Source organism: Paraburkholderia sp. BR10872, from assembly GCF_040965835.1.
Taxonomy (GTDB): Bacteria; Pseudomonadota; Gammaproteobacteria; order Burkholderiales; family Burkholderiaceae; genus Paraburkholderia; species Paraburkholderia nodosa_A.
Genome location: NZ_JBFRCN010000058.1, coordinates 17,556 through 40,374, shown reverse-complemented (window position 1 = coordinate 40,374; position 22,819 = coordinate 17,556). Strand labels below are relative to the sequence as shown.

The window sequence follows — 22,819 nt, the reverse complement described above, 5'->3', positions numbered from 1 at the left end:
ACGTGAACGATCCCAAAACACTCGCAGATCGCATCGAAGATCTGCTGCCCCAGACCCAATGCACGAAGTGCGGCTATGACGGCTGCCGGCCCTATGCCGAAGCCGTCGCCGCCGGCACCGCCAACTACAACCAGTGCCCGCCCGGCGGCCTGGAAGGCGTTGAGCGCCTCGCGACACTGCTCGGCAAACCCGTCATCCCGATCAATCCGGACAACGGCGTGGAGCGTCCACGTCCGGTGGCGTTCATCGACGAACAACTTTGCATTGGTTGCACGCTGTGCATGCAGGCGTGTCCCGTCGACGCGATCGTGGGCGCGCCCAAACAGATGCACACCATCGTCAAGGATCTGTGCACGGGTTGCGACCTGTGTGTCGCGCCCTGCCCGGTCGACTGCATCGCAATGATTCCCGTTACGGGCGACGCGACCGGCTGGGACGCATGGACGCAGCAGCAGGCCGACGAAGCCCGCGTGCGCCATGACCGGCGCGCCGCGCGCCAGGCCGCCGAACGCAATGCGGCCGAGGCGCGTGCCGCCGCGCGCCGCGCCGCCACGAGCGCGCCGCAGGCCCAGGCAGCGCAGGACGCCGCTGTGCAAGCGAGCGCCACGCCACCCGCGAGCGCCCCCGCCGACGATGCCGAAGCGAAGAAGAAAGCGATCATCCAGGCTGCGCTCGAACGTGCGCGCCGCAAGAAGGCGGAACTGGCCGAACAGGGTGTGGGACCGCGCAACGTCGAACACGTGAGCGCCGATGTGCAGGCGCAGATCGACGAGGCCGAGGCGCGCCGCAAACGTATCGGTATCGAGTCGAATACATCGGACTCGTCGACTGACGACGACAAATCCGCGCGATAGCGCTCCGCAACGCAACGCAAAGGCCCCACGCACAACGAGCATGAATGCCACCAAGCGCCGCGCCATCTACGAAACGCTGCAAAGCCTCAATCCGCATCCCACTACCGAGCTGGAATTCAACACGCCGTTCGAACTCCTGATCGCCGTGATGCTTTCCGCGCAGGCCACCGACGTTTCGGTGAACAAGGCCATGCGCCGGATGTTTCCGGTCGCCAACACGCCGGAAACGGTGCTCGCGCTGGGCGAAGAAGGGGTGGCCGATTACATCAAGACGATCGGCCTTTATCGCACCAAGGCCAAGAACGTCATTGCGACGTGCCGCATTCTCATCGAGCAATACGGCAGCGAAGTGCCACCCACGCGCGAGGCGCTCGAAGCCCTCCCCGGCGTTGGGCGCAAGACTGCCAACGTCGTGCTCAACACGGCCTTCGGTCAGCCGACCATCGCCGTCGACACGCATATCTTTCGGGTTGCGAACCGAACGGGACTCGCGCCCGGCAAGGACGTGCGCGCCGTCGAAACCGCGCTCGAAAAATTCACGCCGCCCGAGTTCCTCCAGGACGCGCATCACTGGCTCATCCTCCATGGCCGCTATGTGTGCAAGGCACGCCGGCCCGAATGCTGGCATTGCGTGATCGAGCCGCTGTGCGAGTTCAAGCCGAAGACGCCGCCGCCTGAGCTCTGAGCGAGCGCAGGCGCCCGGGCGTAAAATGATCGATTCAGATGTCGCAACACGACGCTGCACGATGTAGCGCACACCCATACGACCGACTCACGATGTTCAATCCCAGCCGCGACGAAGTCCGCCGCTTTTTCACCGAGACCTGGCGCAAGCAGCGCGCGGGCGAAATCCTCACGCCGCTCGAGGCGATCGCCGCCGACTGGATCGTCGAGCACCCCGAATATCACGCCGAACTCGCCGACGCCGATGCGGCCGCCGCGCAGGATTACTCGCCCGAGCGCGGCCAGAGCAATCCGTTCCTGCATCTGTCGATGCATCTCGCGATCAGCGAGCAGCTTTCGATCGACCAGCCGCCCGGCATCCGCGCCGCGCACGACCGGCTCGCCGCACGCCTCGGCTCCACGCACGATGCGCAGCACGCGATCATGGAGTGCCTCGGCGAAACGATCTGGGAAGCGCAACGCACGAACACGCCACCCGACACCGACGCCTATCTCATGCGCATCGAGCGCCGCGCTTCTCGCGATTGAATCGCAACTGAAAGCGCGACGGAGGCAAACGCCACCGCAAAAAAACACCCCGCGAACGCCTCGCCGCAAACGAGGCCCACGCGGGGTGTTTCACATGATGCGGCACGCATGGCGCGCCGCGCTCACGCTTACTTCTTGTTGACGAGGTCGCCGCCGAGCGACTCGATGTACGCGGCGAGATCTTTCATATCGCTCTGCGAAAGGCTCTGCACCTGCGCCTGCATGATCGCATTGTTGCGGCCGAGGTGCGGATTGCTCGTACCCATCTGGTACTGGCGCAGCGCCCAGTAGATGTAGTCGGCGTGCTGGCCGGCGAGCTTCGGATATTCGGGGCTCACGGGCTTGTTCAGGCCCGGACCGTGACAGGCCGCGCAGTTGTGGCTGTCGGCGAGGACCTTGCCGTTGGAGGCATCGGCCGCGTATGCGGGGTTGAGCGCGAGCGCGGCGGCCAGTGCGAGCCCGGTACCCGCGAGCTTGATGGTTGCACCGGCAAACGAAGGCATAGCCGTGTAGGGCTTGTTCATGGGTTCTCCACCTGCCGGTTATTTATTCGGATTGTCTTTCGACGCGGCCGTTTGCGACGCATAGTAGGCCGCGATGTCGGCGATGTCCTGTTCGGTGAGCGAGGACGCGATCGCGTGCATCGTCTCGAAATGCCGGTCGCCCTTCTTGTAGGCGAGCAACGCGTTCATGATGTACTGCGCGTTCTGGCCGCCCAGAATGGGCACGTGGTAGACCTCGGGGTAAGCGGTGCGGTAGTCGGGAATACCATGACAGCCGATACACATCGCCACCTTGTCCTGACCCGCCTTCGCGTTGCCCACGATGTCCGCGTGAGCCGTGACCGCGAAGCACGCCAGCATGGTGATTGCGCCCGTGATGACGTGCTTGCCGACAATTTTTTTCATAGCATCCAACCTGGCTTGAGGGGATTCGAACGCCCGAACCGCAGGCCACGGCCTGCGCCGCATTACTGCTGTTTTACTTTTGGGGTCGCCGTGCAGGCCGAAAAAAATCGGTCCGAGTATACCGCGACGCCGCGCCGCCCGTCCACCGGCCGCGCCACGCCTGGCGGGCCTCGGAGCGCATCGCGAGGCCCCGCGACGGGCCCGCGGCGGCCACGCAGCGCCCTGTCGCGCGGCCTCGCCCGCAGACAACCCGGAGGAACCCTGGCACGCGCAACGGACCCGCCGCGCGCCGTCGCGAGGCGGCTGACGGCCCTAGCGACCGTGCCCCAAAGTGCGGACCCAACGATACGCGGTGGCGCGCCGACGCAACACCCCATCTGACTTATACTGGGCTTTTTTCCCAGCGAGCGGATTCACCATGCGCGCCACGCGTTTCGAAGGCTCATCGCAGTACGTCGCCACCGACGACCTCAAGCTCGCGGTCAACGCCGCGATCACGCTGAAACGCCCCCTGCTCATCAAGGGCGAGCCCGGCACGGGCAAGACCATGCTGGCCGAAGAAGTGGCCGCTGCGCTGGGTATGCCGCTCATGCAGTGGCACATCAAGTCCACCACCAAGGCGCAGCAAGGGCTCTACGAGTACGACGCGGTCTCGCGCCTGCGCGACTCGCAGCTCGGTGACGAACGCGTGAAGGACATCGCCAACTACATCGTGAAAGGCGTGCTGTGGCAGGCGTTCGAGTCGGACGAGCAAAGCGTGCTGCTAATCGACGAAATCGACAAGGCCGATATCGAGTTCCCGAACGACCTGTTGCGCGAACTCGACCGCATGGAGTTCTACGTCTACGAGACGCGCCAGCTCATCAAGGCGAAACAGCGTCCGCTCGTCATCATCACGTCGAACAACGAGAAGGAGCTGCCCGACGCTTTCCTGCGCCGCTGCTTCTTTCACTACATCAGCTTTCCCGATCCGGCGACGATGCAACGTATCGTCGAGGTGCACTATCCGGGTATCCGCAAGGAACTGCTCAACGCGGCCATGGAAAGCTTCTTCGAACTGCGCAACGTCGCGGGCCTGAAGAAGAAGCCTTCTACTTCGGAACTGCTCGACTGGCTCAAGCTCCTGCTCGCCGAAGAGGTCCCGCCCTCGGCGCTGCGCGCGGTCGACGGCTCGAAGTCCATGCCGCCGCTCGCCGGCGCGCTGCTCAAGAACGAGCAGGACATGACGCTGTTCGAGCGCCTCATCTACATGAACCGCCACAACCGTTGACCGGGAAACCGCGCGCGAAAGCCGGAGACACCGCATGCTGATCGACTTCTTCTACACGCTGCGCGACGCGAAGCTGCCGGTTTCCGTGAAGGAGTACCTCACGCTCGTCGAAGCGCTCAAGGCGCGCGTGATCGCGCCCTCGCTCGACGACTTCTACTATCTCGCGCGCATGACGCTCGTGAAAGACGAGCAGTACTTCGACCGCTTCGATCAGGCGTTCGGCGCGTATTTTCGCGGCATCGAGAAGAAGTCGGAACTGGCCTTCGAGATCCCCGAAGACTGGCTCAAGAAGCGGCTGGAGCGCGACTTCACGCCCGAACAGCGCGCGCAGATCGAGGCGATGGGCGGCCTCGACAAGCTCATGGAGCGCCTCAAAGAGCTGTTCGAAGAACAGAAGGAGCGTCACGAGGGCGGCAGCAAGTGGATCGGCACGGGCGGCACGTCGCCCTTCGGCCACGGCGGCTATAACCCCGAAGGCATCCGCATCGGCGGCGAAGGCGGCCAGCGCAGCGCCGTGAAAGTGTGGGATGCGCGCGCGTACCGCGACTACGACGACCACGTCGAAATCGGCACGCGCAACATCAAGGTCGCGTTGCGCCGCCTGCGCCGCTTCGCGCGCGAAGGCGCGGCGGAAGAACTCGACCTCGGCGACACGATCCGCAGCACCGCCGCGAACGCGGGCTGGCTCGACCTCAAGATGGTGCCGGAGCGCCACAACAACGTGAAAGTGCTGATGCTGCTCGACGTGGGCGGCTCGATGGACGATCACATCAAGCGCACCGAGGAGCTGTTCTCGGCTGCCAAGGCCGAGTTCAAGCATCTCGAGTTCTATTACTTCCACAACTGCGTGTACGACCACCTGTGGAAGAACAACCGCCGCCGCCACGCCGAGCGCACGCCCACGTGGGACCTGCTGCACAAGTTCACACCCGACTACAAGCTCATTTTCGTGGGCGACGCCACCATGAGCCCGTACGAGGTGCTGCAGCCGGGGGGCTCGGTCGAGTACAACAACCCCGAAGCGGGCGCCGTGTGGCTGCGCCGCCTCGCCGACCAGTTCCCGCATTTCGCCTGGCTCAACCCCGAGCCCGAGCGACTATGGGAGTACCGCCAGTCGGTGTCGATCATCCGCGAGATCCTCGGCCACCGCATGTACCCGCTCACCGTCGCCGGGCTCGAAACGGCCATGCGCGTGCTGAGCAAATAGGCGCCACCACTCCCGCCCTTTTCCGCTAGTTCGAGGCGGCGCGTGCCTGAAGGTGTCTTCAGGCCGCGCCGCCCGATGCCGTCATACCTAAGCAAAATCTGGAGACCAACCGCATGACCGCCCCCTCTTCCTCCGACCTGCCAGCGGCGTTCAGGCCGGGACCGCTGCGGCCCTTCGCCGACACCTCGGTCGCCACGATCGTGGCCGGCTTCGTCGCGATGATGACCGGCTACACCAGCTCGCTCGTGCTGATGTTTCAGGCCGGCCAGGCCGCGCATCTGTCCGACGCGCAGATCTCCTCGTGGATCTGGGCGCTGTCCATCGGCATGGCCTTGACCACCATCGGCCTGTCGCTGTGGTTGCGCGCGCCCATCGTGATCGCGTGGTCCACGCCGGGCGCGGCGCTGCTCATCAGCTCGCTGCCGCACGTGCCTTATGCCGAGGCGATCGGCGCTTATCTCGTCTGCGCCGTGCTGCTCACGGCCGTGGGCCTCACCGGCTGGTTCGACGCGCTCATGAAGCGCGTTCCCGCGGGCATCGCGGCGGCGCTGCTCGCGGGCATCCTGTTCGAGATCGGCATCGAGATCTTCCACGCCGCGCAGGTGCAGACGCCGCTCGTGCTCACGATGTTCTTCGGCTATCTGATCGTGAAGCGCTTCGTGCCGCGCTACGCGATCGTCGCGACGCTCGTGATCGGCATCGCCGCCGCCGCCATGCTCGGGCTGCTCGACTTCAGCCACTTCCGCGTGGCGGTGGCGAGACCCGTGTTCACGATGCCGGCGTTCTCGCTCACCGCGGTGGTGAGCATCGGCATTCCGCTCTTCGTCGTGGCGATGGCCTCGCAGAACGTGCCCGGCATCGCCGTGCTGCGCGCCGACGGCTACGACCACAGGGCCGCGCCCTCCTCGCCGCTGATCGCCACCACGGGCATCGCCTCGCTCGTGCTCGCGCCGTTCGGCTCGCACGGCGTGAACCTCGCGGCCATCACGGCGGCGATCTGCACCGGCCCGCACGCACACGAAGATCGCACGAAGCGCTACATGGCGGCCGTCTGGTGCGGCATTTTCTATCTGATCGCCGGCACCTTCGGCGCGACCATCGCGGCGCTGTTCGCGGCGTTCCCGCAGGCGCTCGTGGTGTCGATCGCGGCGCTCGCGCTGTTCGGTTCGATCATGAGCGGCCTCACCAACGCCATGCAGAACCCCCGGGAGCGCGAAGCCGCACTGATCACCTTCATGGTGACGGCTTCCGGGCTCACACTGCTGTCCATCGGCGCGGCGTTCTGGGGGCTCGTGGCGGGGGTCATGACACAGTTCGTGCTCAACGCGCGGCGCGCCTGACGCGGGCGAGCCCCCGCCGCGTGCGCCCGCCAACGCCGCTGGCACGGTGTGCGCGGCGCGTTTGTCATGCGCCCTGCCCGCGCGAAACGCAACGCCATGCGTTTCCGCCATAAAATGACGATGTGAGCCGCGCCCGGACGCGCGGCAAGATGCGCCCCAACCGGTTCCCCGCCCAATCCGCGCGGGCCGTGCCGCAAAGGCGCAGCGCCTTTCTCGTTCCGCCCGGCGCACCTCGGGTTCACGCCTGAAGCGCGCCGGCCGTTCCACTCTCACCGATGCAGGCGCGCACGCGCCCACAAGGCCTGACATGACTACCGCACTCGACCAGCTCAAGCAGTACACCACCGTCGTCGCCGATACGGGCGACTTCCAGCAATTCGTGCAGTACAAGCCGCAGGACGCGACGACCAACCCGTCGCTGATCCTCAAGGCGGTCCAGAAAGCCGAGTACCGTCCGCTGCTCGAAAAAACCGTGCGCGATCACGCGAGCGAGTCGCTCGAGTCGATCATCGACCATCTGCTGATCGCCTTTGGCACCGAAATCCTCAAGATCATTCCGGGCCGCGTCTCGACCGAAGTCGATGCCCGCCTCTCGTTCGATACGAAAAGGTCGATCGACAAGGCGCACCACCTCATCGACCTGTACAAGCAGGCCGGCATCGGCCGTGAACGCGTGCTGATCAAGCTCGCCTCCACCTGGGAAGGCATCCGCGCCGCCGAAGCGCTGCAAAAGGACGGCATCCACTGCAACATGACGCTGCTGTTCTCGCTCGCGCAGGCCGCCGCGTGCGCCGAAGCGGGCGCGCAGCTCATCTCGCCGTTCGTGGGCCGCATCTACGACTGGTACAAGAAGGCCAAGGGGGCCGACTGGGACGACGCGAAGGACGGCGGCGCAAACGACCCGGGCGTGCAGTCGGTGCGCAAGATCTACGCGTACTACAAGAAGTTCGGCCACAAGACCGAGGTGATGGGCGCAAGCTTCCGCAACACGAGCCAGATCGTCGAGCTGGCCGGCTGCGACCTGCTCACCATCAGCCCGGACCTGCTGCAGAAGCTCCACGACAGCAACGAGAAGGTCGAGCGCAAGCTCTCGCCGGAAGCGTTCAAGGACGCGAAGATCGAGCGCGTGGCCGTGGACGAGTCGTCGTTCCGCTTCCAGCTCAACGACGATGCCATGGCGACCGAAAAGCTCGCTGAAGGCATCCGCGCGTTCGCCGCAGACGCGATCAAGCTCGAAAAGATGATCGAAGAACTGCGAGCGAAGTAATGCGCCGGCGCGCCCACGCAGCGCGCATTGCCGTATCGATGACCGAGGAGGGCCGCACAGGGAGCACGTGCGGCCCTTTGTTTTACGGGGCGGACTGCAACGACCGTTCCCGTCTGCACGCTCGCAAACCCTGACGACACACCGCTCGGTCACGTCATCGCGCGCGCCTAGAATCAGGGCAGCGGCGCAACCCGCCGCGCGATCCGGCCCCGTGCACACCCTCGCACGGAATCGCACGATCAAGGCCGGCCAACGTCCCGTCCGCAAGGAAACCGACGATGCAAATCCAGCCCTATCTCTTTTACCCCGGCAACTGCGATGAAGCGATCGCGTTCTATGGCGAAGCGCTCGGCGCGAAGGAAGTGATGAAGATGCGCTTCAAGGAAGCGCCGCCGGACCCCGCGCGCCCCATGCCGCCCGAATTCGCTGAAAAGATCATGCACGCGACGCTCCAGATCGGCGATGCGCAGATCATGGTGTCCGACGGCGGCTGCATGACGCAGAACGACAAGTTCCTCGGCTTCGGCGTCTCGCTGACCGGGTCCGACCTCGCCACGGCCGAACGCTACTTCAACGCGCTCGCCAAAGGCGGTACGGTCACGATGCCGTTCCAGAAGACCTTCTGGTCGCCCGGCTTCGGCATGCTGACCGACAAGTTCGGCGTGCCGTGGATGGTCTCGGCACCGCACGAGCAGCCCGCCTGATCGTCCGCCGGCACGACCGGAGAAGCGCGCCCGGCGTCACACCATGCGGTGCGTCGCGGCGCGCTCGATGTTCCAGCGCGGCTCGGTCTCGAGCAGGAGCGCACGCAGGCGCTCCACCTGCTCCTCCACACGCAGGCTCAGCCAGTAGGGTCCCTGCATCTGCGGCTCGGGGCAGCCCTGCGGCTGAGCCTGCGTGCTTTCCTGGTCGGACTCGGCCACGCCGTCGCCCCCGCCACTGCCCTCTCCCCGTGCCCCAACCGTGCGCAGCGCCTGCTGCGCCGCCTCGGGGTGACGCCCGCCGCCAAAACGCAGCGCCCGCGCCGTGGCGAGCAGCGCACGGCGCACGGTCTCGCTGCGCTCGGCGAACGCCACGCGCACGAGCGCCTGCTCGTAGCTGCCCGTGCCCGTACAGAGCATCTCCAGCGCGCTCAGCAGCGACCGATGCAGGCGCTGCACCTGTTCGAGCCGGGCGAGCGGCACGTCGATCTCCTTGGCGACCGAGGGCATCAGCGCGCGCAGTTGCACGAGCCGTGCGTTCAGGCGCATGAAGGTCTGCACCTGCTCGTCGGCGTCGACGTGCACGCCGTTCGCCACCTGCGCATAGACGCGCGCGCAGTCGCGCAGATTGTCGGCGAGGCTGTAGCGCCACGAATACGTCGCGTGCAGCGGCAAGGCAAACGAAAACACGAGCGCGATGACGATGCCGAGGATCACGTTGAGCGTGCGCCAGAGGCCAGTATCGATGAGGTTGTCGCCGTGCCCCGCGACGATGCACATGGTGATGGCGGCCAGCAGCGCGACGTAGCCGGGCTTGCCGATGGCGTAGTAGCCGCACACGGCGGCGACGAGCGACATCAGCACGTAGGTGAGCGCCACGGAACCGGAAATGGCCTGCACGGCGATAAGCGAGAGCCCGATCACGGCGCCGAGCAGCGTGCCGAGCGCGCGCTCGGCGGCCTTCTTGCGGATGTTGCCCTGGTGCTGCAGTCCGCCGATCACGACGAGCAGCGTGACCGACGCCCAGATGCCGTGCGGAATATGGATGCCCGACGTGGCGAGAATCGAGGCGAGCATGGCGAGACCCACGCGCACGCTGTGGATCACCTTGGCGTTGCGGTAGCGATAGTACGGCGAGGCCAACGCGCGCCACATGCGCGCGAGACGCGAGCGGCGGCGCGGCGCCCGCAGGCGTTGCGCGCCGCTGCGCCCGGATCGGGAACGGGATTCGGTTTGGGACGAGGCCATGGCACGGGCTGAACGTGAGCCGGATCAGCGATCATCGTGCACCAGAAAAACAAATGCCCGCAACTGTTGTGTTGCGGGCATTTTCGCTAACGCCACGCCCCGCGGCTCGCGCCGGGCATGGGGACATCAGCCCTCGACAACGTCGAGATAGTCTTCCGGACGCGTGCGGTCCGCGCCCTTCTGCATGCCGACCACGTGCACGAGGGCCGACACGACGATCGCGACCACGAGGTTCACGATCAGCGACCACACCGCGGCGTAGCCCGGAATCGCCATGCCGAACAGGTGGATCGTGAAGATCGAGCCCTTCAACTGCAGCGAGATCGCCATCCACGTGCCCGTGGCAATGCCGGCCGCCCACCCGATCAGCAAACCGCGATAGTCCAGCATGCGCGTGTAGAGACCGAGCACGATGGCGGGCAGCGTCTGGATGATCCAGATACCGCCGAGCAGCTGCAGCTGGATCGCGTACGTGAGCGGCAGGCCCAGGATGAACGCCACCGCGCCGACCTTCACGATCAGCGAGACCAGCTTGGCGATGTTGGTCTCCTGCTCGTGATTCATGTTGCGGTTGATGAACTCCTTGTGGATGTTGCGCGTGTACAGGTTGGCCGCCGCAATCGACATGATCGCCGCGGGAACCAGCGCGCCGATACCGATGGCCGCGAACGCCACGCCCACGAACCACGACGGGAAGAAGTGCAGGAACAGCGCCGGCACTGCGAAGTTCGGACCGAAGGCCTTGAAGTACGGCGCGAATTCCGGCATGTCCTTCACGCCGGCGGCGAGCGCCATGTAGCCGAGCAGCGCGAGCAGACCGAGCACCAGCGAGTACGCCGGCAGCATCGCCATATTGCGGCGGATGGTGTTGCCCGACGACGACGACAGGATGGCCGTGACCGAGTGCGGGTACAGGAACAGCGCGAGCGCCGACCCGACCGCGAGTGTCGCGTAGGCGCTATAGCCGTTCAGACTCGTGGCGTCCGGCGACTTGAGCAACAGCTTGGCCGGCGGCACCGCGCCGAAGATGTGGCCGAAGCCGCCCATCTGCGCGGGAATCACGATGATCGCGACGATGATCGTGATGTAGATGAGGACGTCCTTCACCACGGCGATCATGGCCGGCGCGCGCAGGCCCGACGTGTACGTGTACGCGGCGAGAATCGCGAACGCGATGATGAGCGGCAGGTCGCCGACAAAGCCCGTCGTGTCGAAGCCGAGCGCGCCGATCACCACTTCGATACCCACCAGCTGCAGCGCGATATACGGCATGGTCGCGACGATGCCCGTCACGGCGATGGCGAGCGCGAGCATGCGGCTGCCATAGCGCGCGCTCACGAAGTCGGCCGAGGTGACGTATTGATGGCGCTTCGCGACGGCCCAGAGCTTCGGGAACACGACGAACGCGAACGGATAGATCAGGATCGTGTACGGCAGCGCGAAGAAACCCGTTGCGCCCGCACCGAACACGAGCGCCGGCACGGCAATAAAGGTGTACGCGGTGTAGAGGTCCCCGCCGAGCAGGAACCAGGTGACGATCGTGCCGAAACGGCGGCCGCCGAGGCCCCACTCTTCGAGGTGCGCGAGGTCGCCCTTGCGCCAGTGCGCGGCGACGAAGCCGAGCACCGTGACGCCGAGGAAAAACAGAATAAAGACAATCGTTGCTGTGACGTTCATTGCGCGCCCCCTTCATCGCCCTTGCGGGTCTTCGTCTTGAAGTAGACGAGCGCGGTAATGACTGCGCTGATCAGCACCCAGAGAAGCTGATACCAGTAGAAAAACGGGAAGTCCCACAGAGTGGGCTCGATTCTGTTGTAAGACGGCACCCAGACCATGGCGATCCAGGGCAGCAGCAAAAGCCACAGCCAATGCTTGCTTGGTTTTCCGGCGTCGGCGTCGTGAGCCATGACGTCTCCTCGTTGCTTATGTAGTTATGCGGCCTTGCTTTGTCTGCGGTCCGCCGCCCGGCGTGAGGCGGCCGATGGCCTCACGGACGGATGGTCCGCAAGGTCCCCGAAAGCGCAGAAAAGAGTATCGAGGCCACGCCGCACGGTCAAGCAGGGCGGACCCCAATTCCGAGGACGTTGTCAAGAGCCAACGGCTTGAGCCGCGTCCTGATAATTGGCCGGAAATGCGCTATGCAGGCGAAAAAAAACCGGCCCAGGGATGCCCCTGAAGCCGGTTTTCCGTGCCGCAACGGCGTTGCCGCCGTTCGCGCGGATCAGATCGAGAACGTTGCGCCGTGCTGGCCGCTCGATTCGCGCAGCGCCTTGACCCACTGGTGCGCCGGCAGGCCGAGCTTGCTTTCGAGCAGACGCGCGCGCTTTTCGAGCGCATCGAAGGTGACTTCGAGCGCCGGGCCCGAGAACGCGAGCGCCACGCGATTGCCTTCGTGCACTTCGGGCAGCGCGATCACGCGGCCCTCGAAGGCTTCGTTCAGGCGCTTCATGTTGCGCACGAAGCTCGGGTGGTCGCCGAACAGGTTGATGGTCGCGACGCCCGCATTGGTCAGGCAGGCACGCACGGCGCGGTAGAACGCCACGCTGTCGAGTACCGGGCCGCGCGCGGTCGCATCGTACACGTCGATCTGCAACGCGCCGATGGTGCCGTGATTGGCGCGATCCTGCACGAAGTCCCACGCGTCGAGTTCGCGCACGGTGAGGCGCGCGTCGTCGTACGGCAGATCGAACATCGTGCGCGCGGCCACCACGACCGCCGGATTCAGTTCGATCGCCTCGACCTTCGCGGGACGCAGATAGCGGTGCGCGAACTTGGTGAGCGCGGCGGCGCCCAGACCCAGTTGCACGATGCGCTCGGGCGTGGCCAGGAACAGCAGCCAGGCCATCATCTGCTGCGCATATTCCAGTTCGATGTGCAGCGGCTTCGCCAGACGCATCGCGCCCTGCACCCACTCCGTGCCGAAGTGCAGATAGCGCACGCCGTTCTCTTCCGAGAACGTGACCGGCGCGAAACGCGGCTTGCGCGGCGTTTCGATGACCGGGGCGTTGTCGAGTTCTTCGGCGGCAGCGGCGGCAGCGGCGCGGCGCGGGCGCTTCGTGACCTTTGCGGTCTTGCTCGCGGTGTCGCCCGATTGCGTCGCGTTGCCGGTTTGCTTGAATGCGCGGGCCTCGGCTGAGGCGCGCTTGATGAGAGTCGTCATGTAGAAAATCGCTTGCTGTGGGGGCGCAAATGCAGGTGCATTTGCTCAGGCGACCGAGAGCATAGCATTCGCGGCGCTTCGGGCCTGATTTCGCAGGCACTTCGAGCGCCTGGCCCACGCGCTGCGCGAGTCAGTGACTGTCGCCTGGGCAGGCGCCTGGCATGTGCGTCATGGGCAAAATGATCAGGGGCAGACGTTTCTTGTTCGTTATGGTCCCGTGTCCCGACGGGATCAGCGCGCGCCGCAGCGTGCTGCGGAACGATGCTAGCGGGGCGAGTTTGCAGCGCGCTTATGTTTGCGTGCGCCAGCACTCATAGGCGCATCGGTGCGCAGTCTCGCAGACTCAAGATTCGCAATTCAGCGCCGATATTCCTCCAGGAGACCAAAACTGATCCGGCGCACAAGACCGAAAGTCTCCGAGGCAGCAGAGTTCCGCAATCACAAGGTAAAACAAATATGTTCAACACCGTGCGAACCATCGGCGTGATCACGCCGCTCCTGTTTCTGGCCGCATGTGCTGTGGTCGCTCCGCCGTACTCTCCCGACGTCGACAATATCCAGTCGCTCAAGAACGTGACCGCAGCGCACGCGAAAGTCGGCGCATTCGATTCCCAGGCAGACGCAAAAAATCCGTATCCGGTTCCCTTGCGTGCAAATAGCTTGAAGTCGCCGGTCGGCAATTCATTCGGCGCCTATCTGGCCGATGCAATGACGAAGGAATTGCAGATGGCCGGCAAGCTTTCTCCGGAAAGCGATGTCGAGATCAAGGCGACGCTACTGGAAAACGACATCGACGTCGGCGTTGCAACCGGCGCTGCACGACTGTCGGCACGCTTCATCGTGATGCGATCGGGCAGCGTGCGTTATGACCAGGTGAAATCCGCGCACACGCAATGGGATTCGGCGTTCGCGGCCATGATCGCAGTACCGAAGGCGCGCGAAGAATATCCGCTCGCCGTGCAGAAGTTGCTCGGCGAACTCTACGCCGACCCTGCCTTCATTCAGGCAATCCAATAATTCAACCAGCCTACACCGGGGAACGAACACCATGACAATGATTCGAATGATCGCAGCGGCAAGCGTGGTCGCCGCACTTTCAGGCTGTGCGCACGAAATTTCGCTGACCGGCGACGCAAGCAAGATTCCGACGCTCTCGACGCAACCGCTCGACAAGTCCGTGGGTCTCGTGATTACGGACGACGAGTTGTCGAAGGAAGTGATCACGCCCGGCGGCGGCGGCGACAAGGTGAGCTATCACCCGTACCACGACCTCGAACTGCCGATGTACGTTGGACTCGGTCACGTGTTCAAGAACGTGACCAAGCTCAAAAGCGCACCGGATGCGGCAACGATTCAGGCCAAGCATCTCGACTACGTGATCACGCCGACGATCAAGACGACGTCGTCGTCCCCTAGCCTTCTCACCTGGCCGCCCACGGATTTCTCGGTCACGCTTGCCTGCACCGTCACGGACCCGAGCGGCCAGACCGTGACCACAACGGACGTGACGGGAACCGGCCACGCGGAGTTTAGTGAGTTCAAGCGCAACTTCAGCCTGGCTGGCCAGCTTGCAACGGCCGATGCGGTGACCAGGTTGCAGTCGGCGCTCGCAACGGCGCCCGAATTGCAGAAGTAACGCTTCGACGGCGCGGCTGGAGCGACTATCCGGCCGCGCACTTTTGCCGTGTATTGACAGGCGCAGCGGTCACGGCGCAACCCACTTGCGCAGCTTCTCCCACTCGCGCAACTTTCCCGCATAAGGCACGGCCGCATACGCCGGGCTGCTCGACGGTAGCTTGACGAGATCGAGCGATACGCGGCTCACCGCCAGCGCCTGCGTGCCGATCTTCGCAGCCGTCCCGCCGTTGAACGCAATACACGCCAGATTGGGCAACGTGGCGATCAGTGCCACGAGATCGTTCGCCGCGTGGTCGCGAATGCGGCTATCGAGACTGCCTTCGCGTTTCGCTTGCGCAATGACGTCCCACAGCCCCACGCGATGCTCGAGCAGCGCTTGCAGTCGCGCTTCGTAGTTCATGCCCGGCAGCGCTTCGCCAATCACATCGCCGATCAAATGCCAGAACTTGTTCTGCTTGTGCGCGTAATACTGCTGATGAGCCAGTGACGCCTCGCCAGGCAGACTGCCGAGGATGAGCACACGCGTGCGTGCATCGACGACGGGATCGAAGCAGCGCTTGAAGGTCATGGCAACGGATGCGGCACGTTCAACGCGGCGCGTGATGCGCGCGCGAGGCGGTGTGATCGAGCGGGCCGCGTTCGCGTCCGAGATGCACGCCGGCTTCTTGCGCCAAAGGTCCGCTTGCGAGGCGCGACCACAGCGCGGGCAGCATGCATTCGGTCACGAGCAGCGGCGCGCCTGCGCGCTCGAATACCGAGCGGCGCGCGACGAACGCATGCGGCGTGTGCTTCGGTTCGAGCATGAGCTCGCGCGCCGCGAGTGTATAGAGCGGATGCCGCGCGCTTACGCGCCGGCTCACGAGCGCGGAGCGCGCCACACCGCTATCGCTAAAGAGAAGTTCCGCGAGCGGCCGCGTACGTAAGCGGCGCATGGCCTGCCACACGCCTTGACTCGCGGCGAGTGGCGTCACGCTGTGCGCGGCGACGAACGGCACACCATCGACTTCGAGCACGATCTCGCGCACCCACGCGCGCTCGCGCGGCGCCAGACCGAGCGCGGCACATTCATCGGACCAGGGCATGTCGACGGCTTCGCGCGTGACCCGCACCACGACGCGGCCGAGCGTGCGCAAATGCGCCGTGAGCGAACCGCCGCGCGTGAGCCAGTCCTTCTGGTCGGCGCTCAAGGCGGGCAAGGGCGTGACGCGCCAGTGCGCGTTAGCGGCATCGAATCGAAGAGGCATGGCGCGCATTATAGGCTGCGAGGATTTCAGTTCGCTGCAAGCGCGGCGGACAAAAGAAAAACCCCTTGCAGCAGGTCCGCAAGGGGTTTCGCTCACGCAAAGCCGCGCGCTTTAACCGGCGCGGGCAATCAGCAACGCGTTCGTACGCTTGACGAAGCTGGCCGGATCTTCCAGCGCGCCGCCTTCCGCCAGCAACGCCTGATCGAACAGCAGATTGCACCAGTCGCCGAAGTCCGCACTATCGGTGCGCAGCGCCTTCACGAGCGGATGCTCCGGGTTCACTTCGAGGATCGGCTGCATCTGCGGCGCATTTTGTCCCGCCGCCTTCAGCATGCGCTGCAGATAGCCGCTCATGTCGCCTTCGTCGGCCACGAGGCACGAGGGCGAATCGGTCAGGCGGAAGGTGAGACGGACGTCCTTGGCCTTGGCCTTGAGCGCTTCCTTCATGTGCTCGACGAGCGGCTTCAACTCTTCGCTCACCTTCTCCTGCTGCTGCTTTTCCTCGTCGTTGAGCGCGCCGAGGTCGAGGTCGCCGCGCGCCACGCTCGCGAGCGGCTTGCCGTCGAACTCGTTCAGGAACGACAGCATCCACTCGTCCACACGGTCCGTGAGGAGCAGCACTTCCACGCCCTTCTTGCGGAACACTTCGAGGTGCGGGCTGTTCTTCGCGGCTTGCCACGTATCCGCCGTGACGTAGTAGATCTTCGTCTGTTCGGGCTTCATGCGCGCCACGTAGTCGGCGAGCGTGACGGTCTGCTCGTTCGTGTCGTTGTGCGTGGACGCGAAACGCGCGAGCTTCGCCACGCGCTCGCGATTGGCGTGATCCTCGCCGATGCCTTCCTTGAGCACCTGGCCGAACTCGGCCCAGAATGTGGCGTACTTCGCCTTGTCCTCTTCGCTTGCTTCGGCATCCGTAACAGCGCTCGCCATCTCTTCGAGCATCGAGAGCACGCGCTTGGTCACGCCGTCGCGAATCGCCTTGACGTCGCGGCTTTCCTGGAGGATTTCGCGCGAGACGTTGAGCGGCAGATCGCTCGAATCGACTACGCCCTTCACGAAGCGCAGATAGTTCGGGAGCAGCTGCTCGGCGTCGTCCATGATGAACACGCGCTTCACGTAGAGCTTCAGACCGCTCTTGTGATCGCGATTCCACAGGTCGAACGGCGCATGCGACGGCACGTAAAGGAGCTGCGTATATTCGCTGCGGCCTTCCACGCGGTTATGCGTCCACGCGAGCGGGTTCTGGTGGTCGTGCGCGAGGTGCTGATAGAACTGCTGATACTGCTCGTCGCTGATCTCGCTCTTCGAACGCGTCCACAGCGCGCTCGCCTGGTTGATGGTCTCGTACTCGTCCTTCGTGACCATCTCGCTCTTTTCGGCGTCCCATTCTTCCTTCTTCATCTCGATGGGCAGACCGACGTGATCCGAATACTTCTGGATGATCGACTTGATCTTCCATGCGGAAAGCAGCTCGTCCTCGCCTTCGCGCAGATGCAGCGTAATCGTCGTGCCGCGCTGCGCGCGCTCGATCGCCTCGACGGCGAACTCGCCCTCGCCCGCGCTCGTCCAGCGCACGCCTTCGGCCGCCGTCAGGCCCGCGCGGCGGCTTTCCACGGTGATCTTGTCCGCGACGATGAAGCCCGAATAGAAGCCCACGCCGAACTGGCCGATCAGCGCCGCGTCCTTCTGCTGGTCGCCCGAGAGCTTGCCGAAGAATTCCTTCGTACCCGAGCGCGCGATCGTCCCGAGGTTCGACACGGCTTCGTCATGGCTCATGCCGATGCCGTTGTCGTCGATCGTGATGGTGCGCGCTTCCTTATCGAAGCCCACGCGAATGCGCAGATTCGGATCGTTCTCATAGAGCGCGCTGTTCGCGATCGCCTCGAAGCGCAGCTTGTCCGCCGCGTCCGATGCGTTCGAGATGAGTTCGCGCAGGAAGATTTCCTTGTTGCTGTACAGCGAATGGATCATCAGGTGCAGAAGCTGTTTCACTTCTGCCTGGAAGCTCATGGTTTCTTGTGCCATGGTCGAGTCCTCTTACGTTGCAGTTCTAGTCTGACAAATTTATGGCCGCGAGTTCTCGGCAATTCGCATCGCGACGCGCCGCCCGCCCAGTTGGGGACAGACGGCACCGTTTTCAAGAGCCGCCCCGCCGGCCCACGCCTTCGAGGTAGTCGGCGAGGAACGCGGGCAGCGCCGGGTCGCCGCAGTTGGCGATGTTGAAGCGCATCCACGTGGTCGGCGACTGGTGCGGCGAGAACAGGCTCCCCGGCGCGAGGAGGAACCCCGCTTCGTGGCCCGCCGCGGTGAGCGCATCCGCGTCGACGCCCGTGTCCGCCCACAGGAACATGCCGGCGCCCGGCGCCGCAAAAAGGCGCAGGCCGGCGCGCTCCAGCATGCGCTCCGCCTTGTCGCGCACGCCGTCCAGCCGTGCACGCAGGCGCTCCACGTGACGCCGGTAGTGACCCTCCGTGAGCACGCGGTACAGCACACGCTCATTGAGTTCCGGGCTCGTCATGCCGACGAGCATTTTCTGGTCCGCCACCGCCTGGGTCACGTCGAGCGCGCTCGCGATATAGCCCACGCGCAGGTTCGGTGCGAGCGTCTTCGAAAAGCTGCCGAGATAGATCACGCGGCGAAGCTGGTCGAGGCTCGCGAGGCGCGTGGCCGGATAGCCGGCCGGGCAGAGGTCGCCGTAGATATCGTCTTCGACGACGATGAAATCGTACTGTTCGGCAAGCCGCAGAATGCGGAACGCCTGCGCGGCGGTAAGCGAGGTGCCCGTGGGATTTTGCAGCACCGAATTGATGACGAGCATTTTCGGCCGCCAGGTCTCGACCAGCGCTTCGAGCGCGTCGAGGTCCGGCCCGTCTGGCGTGTACGGCATGCCGACGAGCCGCGCGCCCTGCGAGGCGAAGCGCCCGAACATCTGGAACCACGCGGGGTCGCCCACGATCACCGTGTCGCCGGGCTGCACGTAGATGCATGCGAGCAGGTCGATCGCCTGGGTGATGCCGGAGACGAGCACGATCTGGTCGGGCGTCGCGCCGATCTCGAGTTCCGCCATGCGCGTCTGGAGTTGCTGGCGCAGCGGCAGGAAGCCTTGCGGTGAGCCGAAGCCCAGCAGTTGCGTGCCGCTCTGGCGGCCAAGCGAGCGCATCGCGCCGGTCAGCAGCTCGCCATCCAGCCAGCGCGCGGGCAGATAGCCCAAACCCGGCCCTTTTTCCGGCCGCGTGGATGTGTGAAGCATGTTGCGCAGCAGCCAGACCACGTCGATGGTGGGCGGCGCGGGGGCAGCAACCGCGTCGGCGCGCGCCGGGACGCCCGCGGTCAGCGGCTGGCGTTCGCCGCCGGCCACGAGCGCCAGCCGCTCGCGCACATAGAAACCGGAACCGCGCCGCGAGTCGAGGTAGCCCTGCGCGACCAGACGCTCGTACGCCTCGACCACGGTGAAGCGCGAGACGCCCTTGTCGAGCGCGAGCTTGCGGATGGACGGCATGCGCATGCCGGGCCGGAACACGCGCTCCTCGATGCGGCGGCGGCCCCACTGCACGAGCTGGTCGACGAGCGTAAGCGTCGCCGCGTCGTGCGGGGCGGGAATCTGGTCTAGCGGTACGGAGGACATGAGGACTCCCTGAACTCGAACTGTACAGAGCACTATCGGGCCGATTGTACCGTTACTGTCTGCCACCATACCGGTACATTTGATCGCATGCGTACCGGTAAGGATTCGGTAGCGGCGTCGGCACACTGTCCAGGCGCAGGCTCCTGTCCCCCTTCTCTCCGGCCCCTCCGTATTTTTGGCTCCGCTCGACCGCCCATGAACGCCTCGCCGCTTCGCCTCGATCACCTCGTCGTTGCCGCGCGCACGCTGGAAGAAGGCGTGCAGTACGTGAGCGACGCGCTCGGCGCCGCGCCCTCGGGCGGCGGCGCTCACCCGCTCATGCGCACGCACAACCGTCTGCTCGGGCTGTGGGGCGGTGCGTATCTGGAAGTCATCGCGCTCGATCCGGCGGCGAAAAGCGACGCGAACGCCCGCGCGCGCCTGTTCGCGCTCGACGACCCCGCCGTACTGGCGCGCCTCGAACAGGGGCCGTACCTGTCGCATTGGGTCGCGCGCGTCGATCCGCCGAAGAGCCTCGCACGCTGGCGCGAGCAGTATCCCCAGCGCATTCCCGCGCTCGTGCCGATGACGCGCGGCGATTTTTCCTGGCAGCTCACCGTTCCGGAAAACGGCGCCTTCCCGTCCTGGCAAGGCGCGGGCGACGGCATTCTGCCCTCGCTGATCCAGTGGGATACGGCGCATCATCCGTCGCAGGTGCTGGCCGACACCGGCATCGCGCTCACGTCCCTCACCGGGTTTCACCCAGAGGCGCAGGCGGCGCGCGAGCAGTTGCAGTGGCTCGGCGCGGCGCACCTGATCGCCGTGGAGGAAGCCCTCTCGCCCGCGCTCGTCGCGCAGTTCGAAACCCCGTCCGGTCCGCGCACGCTCGGCGCGCCGGCACGCTGATCCGTCGAGCGCAAAGTCCCGCATGAAAGCACGCGAAACCCAAGGCATGCTGCTCGGCCTCGTCGGCGTCATGATCTTTAGCCTTACGCTGCCGATGACGCGCATCGTCGTCGCCGAATTCCACCCGCTTCTGAACGGCCTCGGCCGCGCACTCGCCGCCGCCGTGCCCGCTGCGCTGCTGCTCGCCATCCGTCGCGAGACATGGCCCACCTGGCCGCAGGTCAAGAGCCTCGCCGTGGTGTCGCTTGGCGTGATCGTCGCGTTTCCGGTGTTTTCCGCCTTCGCGATGAAGACCGTGCCGGCCTCGCACGGCGCCATCGTCAACGGCCTGCAGCCGCTCGCCGTGGCGATCTACGCGGCGTGGCTCTCGCACGAGCGGCCCTCGAAGGCGTTCTGGGCCAGCGCGCTGATCGGCAGCGCGCTCGTGGTCGCGTTCGCGCTCCAGGCGGGCGGCGGCTCGCTGCATGCGGGCGACGCGTGGATGCTCATCGCGGTGGGCATCGGTGCGCTCGGCTACGCCGAAGGCGCGCGCCTCGCGCGCCAACTGGGCGGCTGGCAGGTGATCTGCTGGGCGCTCGTGCTCTCGGCGCCGTTCCTCGTGCTGCCGGTAGGCTGGCTCGCATGGGCGCATCACGTGGCGCACCCGGGCCCCGTCGCGCTCAAGACCTGGCTCGCCTTCGGCTACGTCACGCTGTTTTCGCAGTTCATCGGCTTTTTCGCGTGGTACGCGGGGCTCGCCATGGGCGGTACGGCGCGCGTGGGCCAGGTGCAGCTGCTGCAGATTTTCTTCACGATGGCGTTCTCGGCGCTCTTTTTCGGCGAGCAGGTCTCGCCCTCGGCGTGGCTCTACGCGGCCGCGGTGATCGCCACAGTCGTACTCGGTCGCCGCGCGGCGATCGGCACGGCCCCGGCGCCCGCGCGCGCATGAGCCGGTTTCACGTCATAATTCAAGGTTTTCGGCGGCATCCGGCGGCGCGCGATCGCGCCCCATGCCGCCGCTGAACAGTCACTCGCCTCACCCCAACAAGGAGACCCCATGGACCAGAGCGATCTCAAGGCCGCGCCCGCGTGGCAACTGTCCGAGCGTGCAATCAAGCTGACCAGCTCGGCGATTCGCGAAATCCTGAAGGTCACCGAGCGTCCCGAAGTCATTTCGTTCGCGGGCGGCCTGCCCGCGCCGGCCAGCTTCCCGGCCGAGGAAATGCGCGCCGCCGCCGACCGCATCCTGCGCGACGACCCCTCGGGCGCCCTCCAGTACAGCGCGACTGAAGGCTATATGCCGCTGCGCGAATGGATTGCCGCGCGCCACTCGGTGGGCGGCGTGACGGTGCGTCCCTCGCAGGTGCTCATCACCACGGGTTCGCAGCAGGCGCTCGACCTGATCGGCAAGGTGCTGGTCTGCCCCAATAGCCCCGTGCTCGTGGAAACGCCCACCTACCTCGGCGCGCTGCAGTCGTTCTCGCTTTACGAGCCGAAGTACGTCCAGGTCCCGACCGACGAAAAGGGCCTCGTGCCCGAAGGCCTGACGCCCGAACTCACGGCCGGCGCGCGCCTGCTCTACGCGATCCCGAACTTCCAGAACCCCACGGGCCGCCGCCTGCCGCTCGAGCGCCGCCAGGCGCTCGCGGAATTCGCGAAGCACTCGCCGTTCCCCGTGATCGAAGACGACCCCTACGGCGCGCTCCTCTACGCGGGCGAGCCACTGCCGACGGTGCATTCGCTCGCGCCCGAGCATGTCGTGCATCTGGGTTCGTTCTCGAAGATCCTGGCCCCGGGCCTGCGCGTGGGCTACATCATTGCGCCCGAAGACCTGCACTTCAAACTGGTGCAGGCCAAGCAGGCCACCGATCTGCACACGCCGAGCTTCACGCAGCGCATCGTCTACGAGGTGGTGAAGGACGGCTTCCTCGACACGCACATCCCGAAGGTGCGCGCGCTCTATCGCGACCAGTGCGAAGCGATGCTCGACTCGCTCAAGCGCAACATGCCCGAAGGCGTGAGCTGGAACCGCCCCGAAGGCGGCATGTTCATCTGGGTGACGCTGCCCTCGAACATCGACAGCATGAAGCTGCTGGCCGAAGCCGTCGCGCAGAACGTGGCCTTCGTGCCCGGCGCGCCGTTCTTCGCCGACGAGCCGCAACACAACAAGCTGCGCCTGTCGTTCGTCACGGTGCCGCCCGCGAAGATCGAAGAAGGCGTCGCGAAGCTCGCGGCCCTGATCCGCGCGCACGCCTGACGCAAGCCCGGCGAAGGCCTGGCG

23 protein-coding genes are annotated in these 22,819 nt (G+C 65.5%); 13 read left to right on the top strand and 10 right to left on the bottom strand.

Features of this window, described 5'->3' with window-relative positions; genetic code table 11:
* Window positions 1-2 precede the first annotated feature (2 nt).
* The 3 genes from rsxB (at window position 3) to AB4Y43_RS33090 (ending at window position 2,066) form a co-directional block, all read left to right on the top strand.
* Entirely contained in the window at window positions 3-854 is an 852-nt protein-coding gene (gene rsxB, locus AB4Y43_RS33100) for an electron transport complex subunit RsxB (protein ID WP_368729695.1), read from the top strand.
* A 40-nt stretch (window positions 855-894) separates the two neighbouring features.
* Window positions 895-1,539, top strand: a complete 645-nt coding sequence (nth, locus tag AB4Y43_RS33095; protein ID WP_133181992.1) for an endonuclease III — start codon at window positions 895-897, stop codon at window positions 1,537-1,539.
* Window positions 1,540-1,631: 92 nt separating this feature from the next.
* Entirely contained in the window at window positions 1,632-2,066 is a 435-nt protein-coding gene (locus tag AB4Y43_RS33090; RefSeq protein WP_028210468.1) for a DUF1841 family protein, read from the top strand.
* A 128-nt stretch (window positions 2,067-2,194) separates the two neighbouring features.
* Here AB4Y43_RS33090 and AB4Y43_RS33085 read toward each other — a convergent pair whose 3' ends face one another.
* Together AB4Y43_RS33085 and AB4Y43_RS33080 are read right to left on the bottom strand one after the other, a co-directional pair.
* Window positions 2,195-2,590, bottom strand: a complete 396-nt coding sequence (locus AB4Y43_RS33085; protein WP_368607077.1) for a cytochrome c — start codon at window positions 2,588-2,590, stop codon at window positions 2,195-2,197.
* 18 nt (window positions 2,591-2,608) lie between these two features.
* A complete protein-coding gene (locus AB4Y43_RS33080; protein WP_069265359.1) occupies window positions 2,609-2,974 on the bottom strand; it encodes a c-type cytochrome in 366 nt (121 codons plus the stop codon).
* 418 nt (window positions 2,975-3,392) lie between these two features.
* Between AB4Y43_RS33080 and AB4Y43_RS33075 the strand changes: the two genes are divergently transcribed.
* The 5 genes from AB4Y43_RS33075 to AB4Y43_RS33055 all read left to right on the top strand — a co-directional run bounded on the left by AB4Y43_RS33075 (window position 3,393) and on the right by AB4Y43_RS33055 (window position 8,762).
* Entirely contained in the window at window positions 3,393-4,244 is an 852-nt protein-coding gene (locus AB4Y43_RS33075) for a MoxR family ATPase (protein ID WP_069265360.1), read from the top strand.
* A gap of 34 nt (window positions 4,245-4,278) precedes the next feature.
* Complete coding sequence (locus tag AB4Y43_RS33070; RefSeq protein ID WP_368729694.1) at window positions 4,279-5,451, top strand: VWA domain-containing protein; 1,173 nt, start codon at window positions 4,279-4,281, stop codon at window positions 5,449-5,451.
* A gap of 113 nt (window positions 5,452-5,564) precedes the next feature.
* On the top strand, window positions 5,565-6,791 hold the full coding sequence (locus tag AB4Y43_RS33065) for a benzoate/H(+) symporter BenE family transporter (protein ID WP_368729693.1): 1,227 nt from the start codon (window positions 5,565-5,567) through the stop codon (window positions 6,789-6,791).
* A 307-nt stretch (window positions 6,792-7,098) separates the two neighbouring features.
* Entirely contained in the window at window positions 7,099-8,058 is a 960-nt protein-coding gene (tal, locus tag AB4Y43_RS33060; RefSeq protein ID WP_368729692.1) for a transaldolase, read from the top strand.
* Between the two features lie 278 nt (window positions 8,059-8,336).
* A complete protein-coding gene (locus AB4Y43_RS33055; protein ID WP_342947921.1) occupies window positions 8,337-8,762 on the top strand; it encodes a VOC family protein in 426 nt (141 codons plus the stop codon).
* A gap of 36 nt (window positions 8,763-8,798) precedes the next feature.
* On the opposite strand, the gene AB4Y43_RS33050 is transcribed toward AB4Y43_RS33055, so the two are convergent.
* From AB4Y43_RS33050 to AB4Y43_RS33035, 4 genes are all read right to left on the bottom strand, one after another.
* Window positions 8,799-9,914 (bottom strand): FUSC family protein, encoded by a 1,116-nt coding sequence (locus tag AB4Y43_RS33050; protein WP_368606592.1) that lies wholly within the window; start codon window positions 9,912-9,914, stop codon window positions 8,799-8,801.
* A 219-nt stretch (window positions 9,915-10,133) separates the two neighbouring features.
* On the bottom strand, window positions 10,134-11,684 hold the full coding sequence (gene mctP, locus AB4Y43_RS33045) for a monocarboxylate uptake permease MctP (protein WP_368729691.1): 1,551 nt from the start codon (window positions 11,682-11,684) through the stop codon (window positions 10,134-10,136).
* Entirely contained in the window at window positions 11,681-11,914 is a 234-nt protein-coding gene (locus AB4Y43_RS33040) for a DUF3311 domain-containing protein (protein ID WP_342920986.1), read from the bottom strand. Before AB4Y43_RS33040 ends, mctP begins: the two co-directional genes overlap by 4 nt.
* 314 nt (window positions 11,915-12,228) lie before the next feature.
* Complete coding sequence (locus AB4Y43_RS33035) at window positions 12,229-13,167, bottom strand: spermidine synthase (RefSeq protein ID WP_342947919.1); 939 nt, start codon at window positions 13,165-13,167, stop codon at window positions 12,229-12,231.
* A 291-nt stretch (window positions 13,168-13,458) separates the two neighbouring features.
* Between AB4Y43_RS33035 and AB4Y43_RS33030 the strand changes: the two genes are divergently transcribed.
* Window positions 13,459-14,184, top strand: a complete 726-nt coding sequence (locus AB4Y43_RS33030; RefSeq protein ID WP_368729690.1) for a hypothetical protein — start codon at window positions 13,459-13,461, stop codon at window positions 14,182-14,184.
* Window positions 14,185-14,215: 31 nt separating this feature from the next.
* On the top strand, window positions 14,216-14,803 hold the full coding sequence (locus tag AB4Y43_RS33025; RefSeq protein WP_069265370.1) for a hypothetical protein: 588 nt from the start codon (window positions 14,216-14,218) through the stop codon (window positions 14,801-14,803).
* Between the two features lie 69 nt (window positions 14,804-14,872).
* On the opposite strand, the gene AB4Y43_RS33020 is transcribed toward AB4Y43_RS33025, so the two are convergent.
* From AB4Y43_RS33020 to AB4Y43_RS33005, 4 genes are all read right to left on the bottom strand, one after another.
* On the bottom strand, window positions 14,873-15,373 hold the full coding sequence (locus AB4Y43_RS33020) for a DNA-deoxyinosine glycosylase (protein WP_368616993.1): 501 nt from the start codon (window positions 15,371-15,373) through the stop codon (window positions 14,873-14,875).
* 19 nt (window positions 15,374-15,392) lie between these two features.
* Entirely contained in the window at window positions 15,393-16,049 is a 657-nt protein-coding gene (locus AB4Y43_RS33015) for a chorismate lyase (RefSeq protein WP_368729689.1), read from the bottom strand.
* Between the two features lie 111 nt (window positions 16,050-16,160).
* On the bottom strand, window positions 16,161-18,074 hold the full coding sequence (htpG, locus tag AB4Y43_RS33010) for a molecular chaperone HtpG (RefSeq protein ID WP_368729688.1): 1,914 nt from the start codon (window positions 18,072-18,074) through the stop codon (window positions 16,161-16,163).
* A 112-nt stretch (window positions 18,075-18,186) separates the two neighbouring features.
* Window positions 18,187-19,674, bottom strand: a complete 1,488-nt coding sequence (locus AB4Y43_RS33005) for a PLP-dependent aminotransferase family protein (RefSeq protein ID WP_342947913.1) — start codon at window positions 19,672-19,674, stop codon at window positions 18,187-18,189.
* Window positions 19,675-19,869: 195 nt separating this feature from the next.
* Between AB4Y43_RS33005 and AB4Y43_RS33000 the strand changes: the two genes are divergently transcribed.
* From AB4Y43_RS33000 to AB4Y43_RS32990, 3 genes are all read left to right on the top strand, one after another.
* Window positions 19,870-20,559 (top strand): VOC family protein, encoded by a 690-nt coding sequence (locus AB4Y43_RS33000; RefSeq protein WP_342947912.1) that lies wholly within the window; start codon window positions 19,870-19,872, stop codon window positions 20,557-20,559.
* Window positions 20,560-20,581: 22 nt separating this feature from the next.
* Complete coding sequence (locus AB4Y43_RS32995; protein WP_342947911.1) at window positions 20,582-21,487, top strand: DMT family transporter; 906 nt, start codon at window positions 20,582-20,584, stop codon at window positions 21,485-21,487.
* Window positions 21,488-21,595: 108 nt separating this feature from the next.
* A complete protein-coding gene (locus AB4Y43_RS32990; protein ID WP_069265376.1) occupies window positions 21,596-22,795 on the top strand; it encodes a PLP-dependent aminotransferase family protein in 1,200 nt (399 codons plus the stop codon).
* Window positions 22,796-22,819: the final 24 nt, after the last annotated feature.